General features: G+C 65.5%; 16 protein-coding genes. 8 read left to right on the top strand and 8 right to left on the bottom strand.

Features of this window, described 5'->3' with window-relative positions; translation table 11 throughout:
• Positions 1-183 precede the first annotated feature (183 nt).
• Positions 184-918: an ABC transporter substrate-binding protein gene (locus OKW43_RS33815; protein ID WP_429452684.1), complete on the top strand. Its 735-nt coding sequence runs from the start codon at positions 184-186 to the stop codon at positions 916-918.
• A 51-nt stretch (positions 919-969) separates the two neighbouring features.
• On the opposite strand, the gene OKW43_RS33820 is transcribed toward OKW43_RS33815, so the two are convergent.
• From OKW43_RS33820 to OKW43_RS33830, 3 genes are all read right to left on the bottom strand, one after another.
• Entirely contained in the window at positions 970-1,386 is a 417-nt protein-coding gene (locus OKW43_RS33820) for an organic hydroperoxide resistance protein (RefSeq protein ID WP_429452686.1), read from the bottom strand.
• Between the two features lie 230 nt (positions 1,387-1,616).
• Entirely contained in the window at positions 1,617-2,921 is a 1,305-nt protein-coding gene (locus OKW43_RS33825; protein ID WP_429452688.1) for a cation:proton antiporter, read from the bottom strand.
• A gap of 38 nt (positions 2,922-2,959) precedes the next feature.
• Positions 2,960-4,984 (bottom strand): protein-L-isoaspartate(D-aspartate) O-methyltransferase, encoded by a 2,025-nt coding sequence (locus OKW43_RS33830; protein ID WP_187634725.1) that lies wholly within the window; start codon positions 4,982-4,984, stop codon positions 2,960-2,962.
• A gap of 216 nt (positions 4,985-5,200) precedes the next feature.
• On the opposite strand from OKW43_RS33830, the gene OKW43_RS33835 reads away from it, so the two are divergent.
• Together OKW43_RS33835 and nadE are read left to right on the top strand one after the other, a co-directional pair.
• Positions 5,201-5,743, top strand: coding sequence for a CinA family protein (locus OKW43_RS33835; RefSeq protein WP_429452690.1), 543 nt, complete (start codon positions 5,201-5,203; stop codon positions 5,741-5,743).
• Entirely contained in the window at positions 5,740-6,600 is an 861-nt protein-coding gene (gene nadE, locus OKW43_RS33840) for an ammonia-dependent NAD(+) synthetase (RefSeq protein WP_222945580.1), read from the top strand. The genes OKW43_RS33835 and nadE overlap by 4 nt, the downstream gene beginning before the upstream one ends.
• 16 nt (positions 6,601-6,616) lie before the next feature.
• Here nadE and OKW43_RS33845 read toward each other — a convergent pair whose 3' ends face one another.
• From OKW43_RS33845 to OKW43_RS33855, 3 genes are all read right to left on the bottom strand, one after another.
• Positions 6,617-6,883, bottom strand: a complete 267-nt coding sequence (locus OKW43_RS33845; RefSeq protein ID WP_187634593.1) for a DUF2934 domain-containing protein — start codon at positions 6,881-6,883, stop codon at positions 6,617-6,619.
• A gap of 212 nt (positions 6,884-7,095) precedes the next feature.
• Complete coding sequence (locus OKW43_RS33850) at positions 7,096-7,368, bottom strand: DUF6723 family protein (RefSeq protein WP_187634594.1); 273 nt, start codon at positions 7,366-7,368, stop codon at positions 7,096-7,098.
• 207 nt (positions 7,369-7,575) lie between these two features.
• Positions 7,576-8,160 carry a hemerythrin domain-containing protein gene (locus OKW43_RS33855; RefSeq protein WP_429452693.1) on the bottom strand — a complete coding sequence of 195 codons (585 nt, stop codon included), beginning with the start codon at positions 8,158-8,160 and terminating at the stop codon, positions 7,576-7,578.
• A gap of 139 nt (positions 8,161-8,299) precedes the next feature.
• Between OKW43_RS33855 and OKW43_RS33860 the strand changes: the two genes are divergently transcribed.
• From OKW43_RS33860 to OKW43_RS33870, 3 genes are all read left to right on the top strand, one after another.
• Positions 8,300-9,409 (top strand): glycosyltransferase family 4 protein, encoded by a 1,110-nt coding sequence (locus OKW43_RS33860; RefSeq protein ID WP_429452695.1) that lies wholly within the window; start codon positions 8,300-8,302, stop codon positions 9,407-9,409.
• Positions 9,410-9,498: 89 nt separating this feature from the next.
• Entirely contained in the window at positions 9,499-10,488 is a 990-nt protein-coding gene (locus OKW43_RS33865; protein ID WP_187634597.1) for a chemotaxis protein CheB, read from the top strand.
• Between the two features lie 105 nt (positions 10,489-10,593).
• Complete coding sequence (locus OKW43_RS33870) at positions 10,594-14,676, top strand: CheR family methyltransferase (RefSeq protein ID WP_429452697.1); 4,083 nt, start codon at positions 10,594-10,596, stop codon at positions 14,674-14,676.
• Positions 14,677-14,704: 28 nt separating this feature from the next.
• Here OKW43_RS33870 and OKW43_RS33875 read toward each other — a convergent pair whose 3' ends face one another.
• The gene (locus OKW43_RS33875) at positions 14,705-15,991 is read right to left on the bottom strand and encodes a phosphatidylserine decarboxylase family protein (RefSeq protein WP_429452699.1); all 1,287 of its coding nucleotides are present in this window, start codon (positions 15,989-15,991) and stop codon (positions 14,705-14,707) included.
• Positions 15,992-16,022: 31 nt separating this feature from the next.
• On the bottom strand, positions 16,023-17,054 hold the full coding sequence (locus OKW43_RS33880) for a flavodoxin family protein (RefSeq protein ID WP_429454715.1): 1,032 nt from the start codon (positions 17,052-17,054) through the stop codon (positions 16,023-16,025).
• A gap of 122 nt (positions 17,055-17,176) precedes the next feature.
• On the opposite strand from OKW43_RS33880, the gene OKW43_RS33885 reads away from it, so the two are divergent.
• Both OKW43_RS33885 and OKW43_RS33890 read left to right on the top strand, forming a co-directional pair.
• The gene (locus tag OKW43_RS33885) at positions 17,177-17,938 is read left to right on the top strand and encodes a PIG-L deacetylase family protein (protein WP_429452701.1); all 762 of its coding nucleotides are present in this window, start codon (positions 17,177-17,179) and stop codon (positions 17,936-17,938) included.
• Positions 17,939-17,952: 14 nt separating this feature from the next.
• On the top strand, positions 17,953-18,882 hold the full coding sequence (locus OKW43_RS33890) for a glycosyltransferase family 2 protein (protein ID WP_429452703.1): 930 nt from the start codon (positions 17,953-17,955) through the stop codon (positions 18,880-18,882).
• The last annotated feature ends 13 nt before the right edge of the window (positions 18,883-18,895 follow it).

An 18,895-nucleotide genomic window follows, 5' to 3' on the forward strand; every position in this document is an offset into this window, starting at 1 on the left:
CCTCGCCCTTGCAAGCACGGCCCCGCAGACGCGGGGCCGCTTCTTGTCATTCCTTGGCGTCCGGCCATTCGACCGATCGACGCGACCATGATCATCGAAACGCGTCTTGACATCCCGCCGACATTGCAGAAGAGTCTGCTGAGTCCGCGCTTCGTCCCGAACGCGATCGCCACGAGAGCCTCTATGACCATCGATCCTTCCGTCGTCGCCGCATTCACGCCCACCGGCAAGCTGCGCGCGTCGATCAATCTCGGCAATCCAATCCTCGCCAATCGTCACGCCGACTCCGGCGAGCCGTTCGGCGTATCGATCGATCTCGCGCGCGCGTTCGCCGCGAAGCTGGGCGTCGAACTGGTGTTGGTCGTCTTCGATACGGCCGGCAAATCGGTGCAGGCCGTCGGCGACGAGCGCGCGGATTTCGGCTTCTTTGCGATCGATCCGTCGCGCGGCGAGACGATTGCGTTCACGGCGGCGTACGTGTTGATCGAAGGCTTCTACCTGGTGCGCGACGACTCGCCGGTGCGCTCGAATCAGGATGTGGATCAGGCGCACAACCGGGTCGTCGTCGGCAAAGGCAGTGCATACGATCTGTTTCTGACGCGCGAGCTGAAATCCGCGCAAATCGTGCGTGCGCCGAGCTCGCCGAGCGTCGTGCCGACGTTTATCGAGCAGCATCTGGAAGTGGCGGCAGGCGTGAAGCAGCAACTCGAAGCCGATGCGAAGCAAACGCCCGGTCTGCGGCTGCTCGACGAGCGCTTCATGGTGATCCGGCAGGCGATGGGTCTGCCGAAAGACCGCGGCGAAGCGGCGGCTCACGCACTGTGGTCGTTTGTCGAAGAGATGAAGGGCTCGGGTTTTGTCGCGCAATCGCTCGCGCGGCACAACATCGCGGGAGCGTCGGTTGCGCCTGCGGCGTAGCGGGCCACGCGATGCTTCGGCGCGGGCCCCGCGCCTCCCCTCCAGCGGCGCTCAAACGAGCGTCGTCTGCACATCCACATTACCGCGCAACGCCTTCGAATACGGGCAGGTCAGATGCGCTCGCTCGATCAACCCGTGCGCCACGTCACGCTCGACACCGGGAAGACTGACGAACAAACGCGCCTGAAGGAAGTAAGCGCCATCGGTGGTGCCCAGATCGATTTCCGCATCGACGCTCGTATCGGCCGGCAACGGCACATGCACCGAGCGCGCCGCCAAACCGAGCGCGCCAATGAAACACGCCGACCAGCCGGCGCCGAGCAACTGCTCGGGGTTCGTTCCGACGCCCGAGGTGCCAGGCGACGACAGCTTGATGTCGAGACGACCGTCCGAGCTGCGCGCGGCGCCTTCGCGGCCGCCGGTCGTATGGGTTTTGCCGGTGTACAGCACTTTTTCGATGCGAGTCATGGTCGACTACTCCTGTTGATCCAGTGATATTCAGGTCTGCAAATCCGGGTTCGAACTTGCCGTGCACGTATTGGAAAGCCCCGACGTATCTCGCATGTGTCTGGATCGACAGTTTTGGTAAGCGCGCGTATCCGCGGGTCGTGCGGATACATTGCGATACAAGGGGCAGACAGGAGCCGAGCGCAGCGCCGCGCGACCACCGACGCGCGCCGTCGCGCACATCGCTTGATTCAACGACGCCGGTCGAAATACCGCCGCAACAGATAGTTCGCGGTCGAGCCGTGCAGCAGCACCGACAACACGATTGCATCGAGCACGGCCGGCAGCAATGGCGCCATCGCGCCGCGCGCGTATTCGAGGCCGAACATCAGGTAGTAAAACGCGCCGACACCGCGAATCCCCATCCATGCCATCAGATACCGCTGGCTGTTGTCGATGCGTGCACCCATCATCGCGACGACGACGGACAGTGGCCGCGCGACGAAAAACAGAAACACCGCCGGTAACACGGCGCGCAGCTCGAGCATCGCGCGCCAATGCGCGGACACGACGCAACCGATGATCAGCATCAGCGACAACTCCGCGAGCCGCTCCATTTCACGCGTGAAGCCCATCATCGATTCGGCGAGGACCGCGTGCGCCTTTTCGGGGTCTTTGGCGACATCGGCCTGTTCGCCGTGCTGCACCTCGTCGAGCACTTCCGACGGGTTCTTGTCGCCCGTCGCGCGCAATTCCTCGTGACGTACGGCGACGCCCGCCACGAACACCGCGACGAACGCATACGCGTGCAGCCACAGCGCCGCACCGTATGAGGTCGACATCAGGCCTAGCGCGAGAAACCCATCGAGACCGATCGCTTCGCCGTAACGGGTGCGCAGAAGGAAGATGACGCGTGCGAACACGATCGCGAATACGCAGCCGATCACAAGCGCACTGACGATGCCCCACACCACTGAGCCGACGAAATGCACGCCGCTGCCGGAGCCGAACAGTCTCGCACCGGCGAGCGTCAGACCCAGCACCGCGAACGGATAGGCGGCGCCGTCGTTGAGGCCGCCCTCGCCCGACAACGCGAAGCGCACGGGTTCGTCGTCGCCGGCTTGCGTCACGCGCAGCTCGTTGGCGAGCACCGGGTCGGTCGGCGCGAGCGCGGCCGCGAGGAACAACGCGGCGCCGTCGGCCCGTCCTGTCAGCAGCGCGGTGAAGCCGAACATCAACGCGATAGTGACGAGCATCGCGGGGCCGCCGAGCCGCAGCGGCAACAACCAAAGCGGATTGCGCAACCGCACGCGCAGATGCATGCCGATCGAAAACAGCGACACGACGAGCGCGACTTCGGCCAACGTCGCGAGCAGCGCGGCATTGCCAAGCAGATCCACGCCGACGAGCCCGGACACGGCCGGCCCGATCAGCAAGCCGACCAGCAGATAGATGATCGCGCCGGTCAGCGGCAAGCGGCGGATCGGCCCGCGCGCCACCGCCATGAACGTGAGGAGCGCGCCGATCAGCAGGAACCAGACCGGTTCGTCATTCATCGCGCGTTCCTCGCCGCAAGCAGCGCGGCCGAGCGCCCTCACACGCCAAAGGGGAAAGTCTCCGCCACGCTGTCCTTCTGGTCGGCGCAAACGGGCAGCGCGCTCACCGCGCTCGTGCGATCGAACCACACGTACGCATCGAACTGCTCGGCCAGCGACGCTTCCGCGTAGTGGCTATACCGCTCGGTTTCCGGACGATAGATGACGCCGATGAAGCGCTCCAGCAGCGGCGCGCGCAGCCGTTCGCGCAGCGCGTCGTGCACCCCGGGCCGCAGATCGAGCAGGAAGCGCACGAGGCCCGTGCCATGCGTGCTGAATTCGACGCTGCCCTCGAGCGACGGCAGCACGGTCTTCACCTCCATCGGCCCACCCCAGTCGCTGGCCGCGGCGACCGTCCCGCTGTGCGTGCCGAAACCGATCAGCGCCGCCGCGTCGCCGAACTGCGCGCGACACAGCTGGCCGAGATTGATCTCGTCCTGCACGCGGCCCATCTGCGTGGCGCTCGCGTCGCCGATGTGCGAGTTGTGCGCCCAGACGACCAGACGAGCTTGCGGCCCGCCGCTGTCGAGCGCATGACGCAGCGTGTCGAACATGTGCGTGTCGCGCAGATTCCAGCTTTGCGGCCCGCCGTAATACATCGCGCGATAGTACTGCTCGGCGACTGCGACGAGCCGCGCGTTCTGCGCCGCGTCCAGGAAGCGCTCGCCGTCTTCCCGCGCGTAGTCGAGCCGGCTTTTCAGCAGGTCGCCGAGCTGCGCGACCACCTGCTTTTCGCACTGCGCGTAGCCGCCGCTCAACGCGGCGCGTCCATACACGGCCGGGTCTTTCTGCCACGGACTGAGGCAGCCATAGCGTTCGCGAGCGATGCGCGCCGCGACCGGATCGACGCTGTCGAGGTAGCGCAGCACCGCGTCGATCGATTCGGACAGGCTGTAGATGTCGAGCCCATAGAAGCGCGTTTCGCTGTCGCGGTGCGCGGCATTGTGCGAGCGCAGCCACGCGACGAAGGCCATGAAGTCGGTGTTGCGCCACATCCAGGTCGGAAAGCGGCGAAACGGTCGAGACCGCTCGGCGGGCATCGGTCGATCGCGCACATGCCGGTCGATGATCGCCGCGTCGGGCCAGTCGGCCTCGACCGCGACCGTCGAAAAGCCGTGCCGCTCGACCAGGCGTCGGGTGATCGCCGCACGCGCGCGATAGAACTCCGACGTGCCGTGACTGGCTTCGCCGAGCAGCACGACGCGCCGCCCGGCGAAGCGGTCGACAAACGTCGCGAATTCCGGGGAATCGATGTCCGGCAACGGTTCGGCCGCGTCGCGAATCGCGATTTCGAGTGCGGCCAGCTTCGGTGCGGCCGGCTTAGGCGCGGCCGGCGTCGGCGCGGGTCGCGACTGCGCGTGCGGCGCGCCGCCTGGCTCCGGCCAACCATCGTCGCCGACGAGCGGCACGAAGCGCACTTCGGCGAACGCATGTTCGTCATAGTCGTGTTCGCCGCGCCGCACGATCTTCACGAGCCGCTGGCGGCTCAGACTGCTGCCGACCGGCATCACCAGCCGTCCGCCGAGCGCGAGCTGCGCGCGCAGCGCCTGCGGCACATGCGGGCCGCCTGCCGCCGCGATGATCGCGTTATAGGGCGCATGCGCGGCAAGACCCGCGGTGCCGTCGCCGACATGCACCTCGACGTTCTCGTAGCCGAGCCGCTGCAAGCGCTCGCGCGCGCTCTCGGCGAGGCTCGCGTCGCGCTCGATCGAATCCACCCGGCCCGCGATCTCCGCGGCGAGCGCGGCCGCATAGCCGGAGCCCGTGCCGATGTCGAGCACGCGATCGCCGGGCTGCAATTCGGCGGCCGCGAGCATCTTCGCGACGATGTATGGCTGCGAGATCGACTGCTCGCCGCCAATCGGCAGCGGCGTATCGTCATACGCGAATTCGCGCAGCTCGGCCGGCACGAATGCCTCGCGCGGCACGCGCCGCATCGCCGCGATCACGTAATCGTCGCGCACGCCGCGTTGCACGATCTGTCGCTCGACCATCCATGTGCGCGCTTCGTCGAAATCGTCCATCGCCGCCTCCTCGCGAACGCGCGGCGGTTCGCGCACCCCCCATTGCGACGGGACCCGCGCGAGTTCGCTGCTCTTCCACGTATCAGCAATGAGCATACCGCCGGCAGCAACTCGTGGCGATGCGCGAATGCGGACCGATACTTGCTGCCTGTGACGCGAAAGCGTTGGCACGAACGAAACGCCGGTCCGAATCCGTCGCACGACAAGGGCGAAAACATGAACATTCCGATGCAGGTCGTGTCGTTCCTCAGTTCGCGAGGTCTGAAGCTCGCGACCGCCGAATCGTGCACCGGCGGCCAGATCGCGTCGTATCTGGCGAGTGTGCCGGGCAGCGGCGCGTGTCTCGACGTCGGCTTCGTCAGCTACTCGCCGTCGGGCAAGGCCGGCTTTCTCGGCGTGCGGCAAACCACGATGGAGCAATCCGGGCTCACCAGCGAAGCGGTCGCGCGCGAAATGGCCGAAGGTACGTTGTGCCAGCAAGGCTGCTGCGCGGACATCGCGGTATCGAACACGGGGCTCGCCGACGGCGGCGCCCATGGCGGCTCCGATGACGGTCCGCCCCCAGGCACGCAATGCTTCGCGTGGTCGTTCCGGCGGCGCGGCGGCGAGTTCCTGACGTTCGCGGACACGCGGCGCTTTTCGGGCGACCGCAACGACGTGCGTTCGGCAGCCGCGCTGTATGCGCTATCGCGCATCGAGCACTACTTCAATCAACTCCCGCGCATCGAGCGGGACCACTCATCAGAGACCGCACGATGAATCTCCATACTTCCTTCGACACCAACGCCTGGCAGCAGGCGGTGATCGACGAACTCGGCGTCGCGCGCAATTTCGTCGTGGCACAAGAGCGCGAGCGGCGCGTCGCGTTCCTCGGCGACTACCTGGCCTCGCAAGGCTTGCGCACCTACGTGCTCGGTATCAGCGGCGGCGTCGATTCGACGACCGCGGGACGCCTCGCGCAGCTTGCCGTCGAGCGCCTGCGCGACGGCGGCTACGAAGCACGGTTCGTCGCGGTGCGTCTGCCGTACGGCAGCCAGCGCGACGAAGAGGACGCCGCGGCCGCGCTCGCGTTCATCCGTCCGGACGAAACGCTGACAGTCAACATCAAGGAGCCGGCCGACGCGATGCTGGCTTCGCTCAAACGCGGCAACGTACAGTACGTCGACGACTTTCAGGAAGACTTCGTGCTCGGCAATATCAAGGCGCGCCAACGCATGATCGCGCAATACGCGATTGCGGGCGCGCGCGTCGGCGTGGTGATCGGCACCGACCACGCGGCCGAATCGCTGATGGGCTTCTTCACGAAGTACGGCGACGGCGGCGCGGATATCCTGCCGCTCGCGGGTCTGACGAAGCGCCGCGTGCGCGCGCTCGGGCACGCGCTCGGCGCGCCGGAGCAACTCGTCCACAAGGTGCCGACCGCTGACCTCGAAACGCTGACGCCGCAAAAGCCGGACGAGGACAGTTACGGCATCAGCTATCAGGACATCGACGACTTCCTCGAAGGCAAGCCGGTCAGCGACGAAGTATTGACGACGATTCGCCGCTTTTACATGGCGACGCGCCACAAGCGCGCGCTGCCGGTGGCACCGACGCCATCGTCGGCGTCGGTGTGAAAGCGCGGCGCGCGCGTCATCCGGCGCGCTGGTGTTGGACTTGCTTTGACGCTTCGATGTCCTCGCCCGGCATTTCCTGCAGTTGCTGTTCGGGCGCGATGCGCGAGCCGCGGTCGCGATCCGCGGACTGATCGGTCGCCTCCTGCGGCGCGGCAGCGCCTTCCGCCTCGATCTGCCGGCGCGCTTCTTCCCAATGGTCGGCGGCCCTGCCTTCGGGCGACGGATCGTTTTGCCAGATGTGGTATGCCCGCGTGCGGATGCGGGCTTCGAGTTCCTTGTCCATACGGTTTCTCCGTGAAGGTGAGCGATGCCGCGGTACGGCGCAACGCGCGCCGTGCCCCGATGACGGCGAGCGACAGGCGAGCAAGCATTGTTCCGGCCGGCGCGTGCTGCCATTTGTGTGGTTAGATGCGCGGAGTCGCGGGCCTGACAGGCGACGGATGGCGTGTCGTCGCCGTCGCAGCCGGATCGCCGGGCGCTATGAAAACCGCGGGCTCACGCCTCGGGACAGGCAAGGTCGGCCGCGACGATCCGCGCGCCGTATTCCTCGGCGGCGAGCCGCGCTTCCTCGATGCTGTTGAACGGACCGACTTCGGGCGCGCCATCGAACGGGAACAGACGGCGGCCATCCACCTTACGGCTCACCAGCAGGTCGGCATAGAATCGCCCGTCGGCGCTGCGTCGGGCGGTGACGAAAATAGAAAAGTCGTCGCGCGAGAGGACCGCTGCCGGCGCGTATTGGATCAGTTTCAGCTTTCTCCTGGACATGTCTCTCCCTGCCTGAATCAGGCCGCCCTGTTGTGCCCTCCTGCAATCGATGTTAATGGACGTGTAATAGGGTGCGTTCGTCCGTAACCGGCGACTTATGGACATTGCTGTCGCAGCGACCCTTCAAACTGATCAGCGCGACAGCCCGTGCGCAATGGCCGTGCGCAATGGCCGTGCGCAATGGCCGTGCGCAATGGCCGTGCGCAATTAAGGCTCCAGCTTAACCGTGCCGGTCTTGTCCCCGACCGCGCGACTACCCGCCTGATCCAGCTTGTCTTGCAGCGTTTGCTTGCGCGCCGCGATCTTGTTACCGAGCGCGGTGAGATCGCAGCCGGTGCGCCGCAAGGCCGGAAAGAGTTCGCCTTCCTCGTCCTCGACGTGATGCCGCACCAGTTCGGACATGACCTTGAACGTCGCGTCGAAGCCTTTGTCGCCCGGCTTCAGCGTCTCGAACTTCGCGATCAGCGTTTTAACCAGAAAATGCTCGACAAGGGCTTCATCGACATCGAGTTTGTCGTCCTCGGGCAGCGCCTGTTGCGCGGCCGGGTACAGCAACTCTTCCTCGATGATCGTGTGCATCGTCAGCTCTTCGCACGCGCGCTGCGTCAGTGCGGCTTTGGCTTCGAGCGTGTCGCGCTCGTCGCCGCGGGATTTGGCGAAGGCGTCGAACAGTTTCTCCACGGCGCGGTGATCGGCTTCGAGCAGCGCGAGCGCGTCGGGCGTGCGCGCGGCGTCGCGTGGAGCGGAGGGCTTCGTGTCGTCGGAAGCGGATTTCGTTGTGCGGTCGTTCATGGCAGTCCCTTGTATCGATCAGGCATCCCGGTTGAGCAAACCCCATACCGCGCCACCGGTCGCTCGCCGGTACGTCGCTTGCTGCTGGTGGTCCGGCGCGGCGCGTTGCGCGCAACCCCCTTTCCTCTTTCAACGACCGATGAGAATCGCCCAGATCGCTCCGCTTTACGAAAGCGTGCCGCCGTTCGCATACGGCGCGACCGAACGCGTCGTGTCGTATCTGACCGAAGAACTGGTTGCGCGAGGCCATGACGTAACGCTCTATGCGAGCGCCGATTCGACCACCGCCGCGCGGCTGGTGCCGATCTGTCCGCGCGGTCTGTGGCGCGATGCGCAGGTATGGGACACGCAAACGCATCACCTCAGGCAGCTCGCGCGGGTGATTCGCGACGCGGACTATTTCGACGTCGTTCATTTTCACGGCGAGCCGCTGCATTTCGCGTGGGCCGAGCGCCTGCCGTGCCACACGCTGACGACGCTGCACGGCCGTCTGCTGCCGCACGATCATGGCCCGCTGTTTCGCGAATTCGCGCGCGTGCCGGTGGTGTCGATTTCCGCGAGTCAGCGCCGGCCGGTGCCGTGGGCGAACTGGCAGGGCACGGTCCATCACGGCCTGCCGCTCGACGAGTTCGCGTTTCAACCGATGGCCGGTTCCTACCTGCTCTTTCTCGGCCGCATGATGCCGGAGAAACGTCCCGATCTCGCGATCGAAATCGCCCGGCGCAGCGGCTTGCCGTTGAAGATCGCCGCGAAGGTGCATCCCGGCGAGCGCGACTATTTCCGCGAGCGCATCGATCCGCTGTTGCGCCGCTCGACCGCGTTCACCGAATACCTTGGCGAAGTCGGCGGCCTCGCACGCCGGCAATTGATCGCGAACGCACGCGCGTTGCTGCTGCCGATCGAATGGGACGAGCCGTTCGGCATGGTGATGATCGAGGCGATGGCGTGCGGCACGCCGGTGATCGCGTTTCGCCGCGGCGCGGTGCCCGAATTGCTCGAGGACGGCGTAAGCGGCCTGATCGTCGATAACGTGGATGAGGCGATACAGGCGGTTGGGCGCGTCGTGGATATCGAGCGCGGCGCATGCCGCCGCGAGTTCGAGCGCCGCTTCACGGCCGCGCGCATGACCGACGACTATCTGACGATCTACGACACGCTGCTCGCGCGCGACATCAGCGGCCAGCCGCCGGCGACGGGCAGCCAGCCCGCGACTGTCGGATCGCTAGCCGGGGCTCCGCTTGCGCGGTGACGTCCGTGGCCATGCCGACGGGTCGGCATGTCACTTGCTCGGTTCTTTGATTGATACCAAAGTTTCTCCCCACGTCCCCGGAGACCACTTTGACCCAGCGCGACTTCATCGTAATCGGCACGTCCTCGGGAGGGGTCGATGCACTGCGTTCGCTCGCCTCGCAGCTTCCCGCCGATATACCCGCCAGCATCGCCGTCGTGCTGCACATCGGCGCGCACGGCAGCATGTTGCCCACGCTTCTGAACCAGGCCGGCCCGCTACCCGCCAAGCACGCCCAGGACGGCGAACGTTACGCGCCCGGCAGAATATACGTGGCGCCGCCGGACCGGCATCTCGTGGTCGACGACGGGCAGTTGCGGCTTGTGCACGGCGCGAAAGAAAATTTCGCACGCCCGGCGATCGACCCCCTCTTTCGCAGCGCGGCCGCGCAGATCGGGCCACGCGCGATTGGCGTGATCCTGACCGGCCTGCTCGACGACGGCGCCGCGGGCCTCGAAGCGATCCAGGCGTGCGGCGGCGCGACGCTCGTGCAGGACCCGGTCGACGCGTTCGCGAGTGAGATGCCGCGACATGCGTCGCCGTTTGCCGATCACGTGCTGCCGCTCGATCAAATGGGGCGGTGTTTGGTGAAACTGACCAGCGCCAACGCTAGCGCGCCGGGGCAAAACGACCGTGTGCGGCGCGAGGCGACTGATCGCATCGTCCTCGAACATAGCGCGTGGCTGAACGGCGTCCCTCCGTTCGATCCAATCAAGGAGCTCGCGACGCCGTCGACTTTCACCTGCCCCGAATGCAACGGCACGCTATGGCGCATCACTGGATCGCGCGTGATCCGTTATCGTTGCCATATCGGTCACGCGTATTCGGCAGCGTCGCTCGACGACGGCCTGTCGGTCGGAGCCGAGGACTCGCTTCGCCAGGCGCTGCGCGCGCTGCGCGAGCGCGAAATGTTCAGTCGCGAGCGCAGCGACCATTTCGCAAAGACAGGAGATACCGCCGCGCAACAGCGCGAGCAGGACAACGCGCTGCGCGCGGGCCGCGCGGCCGAACTGCTGCAGTCCATGCTGATGGAAAAATGAGTGCAATGCGGGATAATAGGGATGCGGGCTAGCAAGAAATGGACTCGTTTCCCCTATAAAAATCCACCGCAGGACACTATTCTTTTCAAGAAGGGACATGCAGCCATGTCAAAAAAGCGAGGGCAGACTCTGCCTAGCCAGGCACTCTATCCGATCGTCGGTATCGGCGCATCGGCGGGGGGGCTTAACGCGCTGACGGAATTCTTCGAGGCGCTGCCCGCGCATACGTCGATGGCCTTCGTGGTGGTCGTTCATCTGTCTCCGGATCACGAAAGCAATCTGCCCTCGCTGCTGCAAAAAGTCACCAGCATGCCCGTGCTGCAGGTCACGAGCCCGACGCAGATCGAATCGGACCACGTCTATCTGGTCGCGCCCTCGTTCGAGATGATCATGGTCGACGGCTATCTGCGCGTCACGCAGAAGCAGCCCGAGCAAGGACGCCGCGCGGGCATCGATCTGTTCTTCCGCACGCTCGCGGAGGCGCACCGCCAACGCGCGATCGGCATCGTGATGTCGGGCGCGGGCTCCGACGGCTCGGTCGGGCTGTCGCGGATCAAGGAAATGGGTGGCATCACGCTCGTGCAGGACCCGAACGAGGCCGAATACGACAGCATGCCGCGCAGCGCGATGGCGACCGGCATGGCCGACTTCGTGATGAGCGCGGCCGAGATGCCGCAACGGCTGCTCGATCTGTGGTCCACCGCGCGGGAAATCCATTTGCCGCCCGCGCAGCCGGACGAGCCCGAGGAAGTCACGGTCAACGAGTCGGCCGAGCGCGCGTTGCGCGAAATCATGGTGATTTTGCGCACGCGCACCGCGCACGACTTCCGGCACTACAAACGCGCCACGGTGCTGCGCCGCATCGAACGCCGGCTGCAGGTCAACGGCATTACCGAGCTGCAGGCGTATCGCGACTATTTGCATCTGCACCCCGAGGAAACCCAGGCGCTGCTGCAGGACATGCTGATCAGCGTCACCAATTTCTTCCGTGACAAGGAAGCGTTCGACGTGCTCGAGCGCGAGGTGTTGCCGCCCCTCTTCGAAACCTGCGGCGAACAGGACCGTATCCGCGCCTGGTCGGTGGGCTGCGCGACCGGCGAGGAAGCGTATTCGCTGGCGATGCTGCTGCAGGAACGCTCGCTGAAGTCGTCCGACGACGTGTCGTTCCAGGTATTCGCGACCGACATCGACGAGCGCGCCATTTCGTTCGCGCGCGCCGGTCTGTACCCCGACTCGATCTCCGCCGACCTGACGCCGGCGCGCATCCGCCAGTTCTTCACCAAAGATGCCACGCATTTCCGCATCAAGAAGGAGCTGCGCGAACACATGCTGTTCGCGCACCATAATGTGCTGAGCGACCCGCCGTTCTCGCGGCTCGACCTGATCTGCTGCCGCAACCTGCTGATCTACCTCGACCGCGAAGCGCAGATCGAAATCCTGAAGATGTTCCACTTCGCGCTTCGGCCTGGCGGCGTGCTGTTCCTCGGCAGTTCGGAGTCGGCCGATAGCGTGAGCTCGATGTTCACCGTGGTCGACAAGCGCAACCGCATCTATCGCGCCAACGTGGCGGTGCGCGGCGACACGCCGGTGCCGATCGCGATTTCCGGCACCACGGGCTCGCGCCCCGTCGTGACCACGGTGCAGCCGCCGGGGCGCCGGCGCTTTTCGTTCGGCGACTTGCATCAGCGGCTCGTCGAACAATATGCGCCGCCCAGCGTGCTGGTGAGCCGCGAATCCGAAATCGTTCATCTGTCCGATCGCGCCGGGCGTTTCCTGCAGTATTCCGGCGGCGAACCGTCGCATAACATCGTGGCCGTCGTGCGTCCGGAACTGCGGCTCGAACTGCGTACCGCGATCTTTCAGGCCTTGCAGACGAACCGCAGCGTCGAAGCGCGCCGCGTGCGCATCGAGCGCGACGGCCGTTCGTACTTCGTCAACATGACCGCGCGGCCGGTACACGATCCGGAAGCCAACGCGGACTTCGTGCTGGTGCTGTTCGACGAGGTCGAGGACAGCATGGGCAACGCCGAAATGGTGTCGGTCGATGCACAGAAAGACCCGATCATCGGCCAGCTCGAGCGCGAATTGCAACGCACCAAGGAGCAGTTGCAGTCGACCATCGAGCAGTCGGAAACGTCGACGGAAGAATTGAAGGCATCGAACGAGGAATTGCAGGCGATCAACGAGGAACTGCGTTCGGCGACAGAGGAACTCGAGACCAGCAAGGAAGAGCTGCAATCGATCAACGAGGAGCTGACCACCGTCAACGCGGAGCTGAAGTCGAAGGTCGAGGAAACCGGCAAGATCAACGACGATCTGCACAACCTGATCGCCGCGAACGACATCGGCACGATCTTCGTCGACCGCAATATCTGCATCAAGCGCTATACGCCGCGCGCAACCGACGTCTTCAGCATCATTGCGTCGGATATCGGGCGCTCGTTGCTCGACATCACGCATCGGCTCGAATACGACAACCTCGCCGACGACGCGGCCGAAGCGTTCGAGTCGCTGCGCCTGATCGAGCGCGAGCTGAAGAGCAGCGACGGGCGCTGGTATCTCGCGCGCTTCGTGCCCTACCGCACGACCGAAGACCGCATCGACGGCGCGGTGCTGTCGTTCATCGACATCACCGATCGCCGTCAGGCGGAAGACCGGCTGCGCGAAGGCGAGCGGCGCATGCGCATCGTCGCCGAGGGCACCAAGGACTACGCGATCATCACGTTCGACGAGACCGGCGTGATCAATAGCTGGAACGCCGGCGCGGAACGGATTTTCGGCTATTCCGAAGCCGAAATGATCGGCCAGTTCGCCGACATCCTGAACACCGACGAGGATCGCGCCGCCAACGTCGCGCAACGCGAGTTCGCGGAAGCGCGTCTGAACGGCCGTGCCGAAGAGGAGTGCTGGCATCTGCGCAAGGACGGCACGCGCTTTTTCGCGAGCGGCGTGCTGTCCCGTCTCGACGAACCGGGCATCAACGGCTTTGCGAAGATCACGCGCGATCTCGGCGAATATGTGAACGAACCGACCTCGGGACGCGGCACCCATGTCGAGTCGCTGCGCGCGGCAAGCCAGCGCGACGCGCAGCGGCGCCGCGACGAATTTCTCGCGGTCGTGTCGCACGAGCTCAAGCATCCGCTGAACCTGATCTCGGCGAGCGCCGAGCTGATCGCGCGCGCGCCGGAAACGCGGCAGAACCTGAACGTGTCGCGCGCGACCGATACGATCCGCCGCACCGTGATCGGCCAGGCGCAAATCATCGACGATCTGCTCGACATTTCGCGCGTGCGCACCGGCAAGCTGTCGGTCGTGCGCACCGTGGTCGACATGCGCGAGATCGTGCAGCGCGTATGCAGCGCGGTGCAGGACGATGCCGCGCAGCGCGGCATCGCGCTCAGCGTCGAGATGACCGATGCGCCCGTGATCGTTCACGCGGACCTCACGCGCATCGAGCAGATCGTCTGGAATCTGATCAGCAATGCGTTGAAGTTCACGCAGCGCGGTTCGATCCACGTGTCGTTGCAGCTCAACGATCACGCCGAAGCCGTGTTGCGCGTCGCCGATACCGGCACCGGCATCGAACCGTCGCTGCTGCCGCATATCTTCGAGATGTTCCAGCAGAGCCGCGATCCCGCCGCGCGCCGCGGGGGTCTCGGCATCGGCCTCGCGCTCGTGCGCGATCTGGTCAGCCTGCACGGCGGCGCGGTGCGCGCGGAGTCGGACGGCGTCGGCCGCGGCGCGACGTTCACGGTGACGCTGCCCACCCACCGGCTCACCGCGCGCACCAGCGCGGGTCTGGACGTCACCGCCGAGTCGCTGAAAGGCATGCAGGTCCTGATGGTCGACGACGACGCCGCGACCGTCGAGACCTTCAAGCTGCTGCTGGAAAGCGAAGGCGCCGAAGTGCGCACCGCGACGAGCGGCGAAGAAGCGCTGACGATCATCAACGGCAACGCCCCCGATATCGTCCTGTCCGACATCGGTATGCCGGGCATGGACGGTATGGAGTTCATCGGCAAACTGCGCGGCATGCCGGCGATGAAGTCCGCGATCTGCATCGCGGTCAGCGGCTTTGGCGAGCCATCGGACATCAGCGCGGCCGAAGACGCGGGCTTCGACGCGCACCTGAAAAAGCCGGTGGTTCTCGAAGACCTGCTGAGTGTTTTCGCGCGGCTGCGCAGTTGAATCCGCGGCCCGGCGGAGTGCAACGCGTCTATCCGTTATCTTGCGACGGGGGCGCGTTGCGTGACGCGACCCTCGCCACGGCCGCGTTCACGTGGATCGGCGGCGACTTGTCGTCGAACGGTGGTTCCACGACGAAGCGGTCTATCACGCCCGGCTCGAACACGAGGCAATAGGTCGACCCGCCATACTGGAAAAACCCCAGCTCATCGCCCTTTCTGACGCGCTGCCCGGGCAGCGCCTCGATGATGCACGACGACACGTCCGCCATGCCGACGAACACGCACGCCACCTGCCGCACCGCCGGATCGTCGCACTCGATCACGATCACCGCGCGCGCCGCGAGCGCCGTGATGTAGCCCTGCGAATCGTTGAGCCCGCTCGGGTCTTCGCCCTGGCTATCCGCGTTCGAATAGTAGCTGCCGTCCACGCCGTACGCGTGCGAGATCACGCCGCTCACTGGCGCATGCCAGCGGTGATAGTTGAACGCGCTCAGAAACGCCTGATACACCGAGCCGCCCTCGAAGCGGCGCGCCAGTTCACGCTCGCGCGAGCTCAGCATGTCTTCGAGCGAATACGGCTGCGACTTGATCCAGAACCTGTCGCGCAGCTTCACGCCGTGCTGCACGTTGTACGGCGTCGCCTCGCACGCGCTGACGAGCAGCCTGTCGTTTTCCGGCTCGTCGACGGGCCGCACGCCGGGACGGAAGCGCCGCGTGAAGAAATCGTTCCACGACGTAAAGCCCCAATACGGTTGCTCAGGATCGCAGACGAATTGCGCAAGGCCGATCTGTTTGTCGGCTTCGGCGCTGAACCAACCGTCGGGCGACGACGTATTCAAATGCTCGCGTGAATGCGGGCCGCTCAGGAACGCGCACCAGCAGTTCAGCACGTGCTTGAACTGCGCGTTGAGCGCCGCATCGCGAAACAGCGCATAGCCGGATGGCATGCACATCAGCCAGTCGAGCACGGCGTTCAGCGGACAATGAATCAGATTGGATTCGCTGAACGGCGGCGCGTAGGTCATCAGGTAATCGACGATCGTCATCAGTTCGTCGATCGATGCATAGCCGAGCACGTAGCCGGCCTCGCGTGCCTGCGCGATGGCCCGCGTCATATCCATGCGCAGCACCGGATCGCCTTCGATCAGCGCCGCGAGTTCTTCCACCGCGCGCGTGCGCCGCGCCATGCGCGCACGTTCGCGCGCTTTCGCGGCCAGCGCGGTCCGGTAGCGCGCGAGATGCGCTTCGTCGCCCGGCAGCCATCCTCCGAGGCGGCGCCGCTGCGTGCGCGGGCTCGCCACTTCGTCGCTCGTCATGTTTCTTCGCCCTTGTTCAATCAGTTGCGGATCATTTGGCGCGCGGGGTGCCGAGGCCGTGATCCGGTTCATTGCGCCCGCCACGGATCTGCTCGACGCAGGTCGCGACGGCTTCGGCCGCGTTGGCCACTTCCTGCTGCACGTCCTCGTCGCGATCGAGCGCTTCATGGCTGGTCGCATAAGGCTCGTAATAGCCGATAAACCGATCGAGCCGCGACTTCGCGCCCGATTCGACGAAGCCCATCCAGTCGAGCCAGTCGGCGAGCGCCCGGCGCGAGTCCTCGATACCGGCGACGTCGCCATGCACGACGAGGCCGTAGGCTCTGCCCGCCAGATGTTTCGGATAGTCCCAGCCAGCGAGTTCGAGACGCTTCGCCTCGTCCGGTTTCTTGCCGTGCGTCGAGGTGGGATCGGGATTGCCGCCGTCGGCGCAGACGAGTCGATCCATCATCAGCTTCAGCGGCGCGGACACCTGATACCAATAGACCGGCGTCACGATCAGCACACCGTGACAGGCGGCAAAGCGCTCATAGATGTCGTTCATCCAGTCGTTGACGAGCCCGAGCGAATGGTTCGGATAGCAGCTGCACGGCCAGTGGCACAGGGGCATCGCGGTCGACACACAACCTTTGCACGGGTGAATATGCAGATCGCGATCGGAGTTCAGCCGCGACAGGTCGAGGTAATCGACGTCGCAGGACCGGCGTTCGAGCGCTTGCTGCGCGATCTTCGCCAGCCGGAAGCTCTTCGACATTTCGCCGGGGCACGTGTAGTCGTTGCGCGACGACGCGTTGATCACGAGCACGCGCGAGCGCGTCGCCGGATCGCGCTGCCGCGCCTGCGCCGCCTTGACCCGCTCGCTCGCCGCGCGCCATTCGACCGACAGATCGTAGTCGGGGTCGGCGAATCCCGGGCCGGCCTTTTCAGTGACCGGCGCTTTGCGGCCTTGTGAATAGGCATCCCATGCAATGGCTTCGAGCCGCGCGAGCGATGCGTCTTCCGCGCGAAACGCCGGGTCGTAGAAGCGGGCCATGAAGCGTTCGCGAAACGCGTCGCGGGACATCGATTCGGTTACCTGACCTTTGCGGACCTCGACCGTGTGGACGTGATCGGGCGGTTTTACAGGGGGGCTCATGGGTCGCGTGGTAAGCGGTAGTTGAACCGCAAAGCGAGCGAGCAAGTGCCATGCCAGAGCCGGACCCTTCGCGCGCCGTGGCGGCGGAACGCAGCTTGCTAAACGCGGGTATGGAATCGAACCAGCGCCTGCTCGTCATCTCACCGCATCTCGACGATGCGGTCCTCAGCTGTGGACTTCTGATCGCCGCGCGTCCCTGCACAGTCGTTTGCACGGTCTTCACCGCGCCGCCCGCCGAGAACATGACGACCGATTGGGACTGCGCGTCCGGCTTCGCCGACGCGTTCGAAGCGATGCGCGCGCGTCAGGCCGAAGACCGCGAGGCGCTTGGACTGTTGTCGGCGGTGCCCGTGCATTTGTTGTTTCGCGACGCCCAATACCGCGCGTCGCCTGATGTGGACGCGTTGATCACCGCGTTGAACGAGACCGTTGCCGACACCAAGCCCACGCTCGTGCTGATGCCGTTGGGCCTGTTCCATTCGGATCACGTTCTCGTCGCCAGTGCCTGTCTCGCACTGATGCAGCGCCATTTAGCCACGCCGTTCATCGCCTATGAAGACGTGCCCTACCGGCGCATGCCCGGCGTCGTGCAAGCGCGCCTGTACGAGCTCGCGAAACGCGGGTATGCCGCCGACACGCCGCATGCGTTGGACGTGCCAGCCACGCCACAGCAGGAGCGCATGAAGCGCGCGGCACTCGATACCTATCGCAGTCAACTGCGCGCATTCGGTCCCGACGGACAGGCAAGTCTCTTTTCGTCCGAACGCTATTGGCAGCTCGGCCGTGTCGCGCCGTCGCAGTCCAACCGTTGAAGCGATTGCACACAATGCGAACAGAAGCCGCCCACCCTCGCATTTCGATCGTCGTCCTCACGTATAACCGTGCGAGCGGGTTGCTCACCACGCTGGGACGTCTGCTCGCGTTGCCCGAAAAGCCGCCGATCATCGTCGCCGACAACGGCTCGACCGACAACACCGTTGCACTGGTCCAGACGCGCTACCCGAACGTTCGCGTCGTCCGATGCAACGGCAATCTCGGCGCTGCGGGCCGCAACCACGCGCTCGCGTGCGTCGAGACCGACTATGTCGCGTTCTGCGACGATGACACCTGGTGGGGCCCCGGTTCGCTCGAACGCGCGGTCCAGTTGCTCGATGCATGGCCGCGCGTGGGCGTGCTGAATGCGCGTGTCGCCGTCGGCGCGGACAACACGACGGACCCGACCTGTGCGTTGATGCGCGCAAGCCCGCTCGGCCGCGTCGGTCTGCCCGGACCCGCCTTGATCGGCTATATGGCGGGCGCGTGTGTGTTTCGCGCCGCGCTGTTTCGTGAGGTCGGCGGCTATGAGCCGCGTCTTTTCATCGGCGGTGAGGAAGCACTCGTTTCGCTCGACGTGCTCGCGTCGGGACATGCGATCGTCTATTGCGAGCAGTTGACGCTCCATCATCATCCGTCGCCGGTGCGCGACAGCGCGTTGCGGCGGCGCCTGCTCGCGCGTAACGCCGCGTGGGTGGCATGGCTGCGTTTGCCGTGGAGCGAAGCGTTGAGCGCGACGCTGCGCGCACTCGGTGTATTCGCGCGGGAACGCACGCTGATACGCGACGGCATCGAATTACTGGCCGGGCTCGCGTGGACCGCGCGAGCACGCCGGGTGGTCCCACGGTCGATCCTGTCGATGCGCGAGCGCGTGCGCGCGGCCGAGCGCAATTTCGACGCGTCCGCAACGACGACGGTGGGCAAGTTCGACGCGCCGACCTGACACAGGAATCGCG

It is taken from the genome of Paraburkholderia sp. WC7.3g (assembly GCF_050436345.1).
GTDB classification, from domain to species: Bacteria; Pseudomonadota; Gammaproteobacteria; order Burkholderiales; family Burkholderiaceae; genus Paraburkholderia; species Paraburkholderia podalyriae.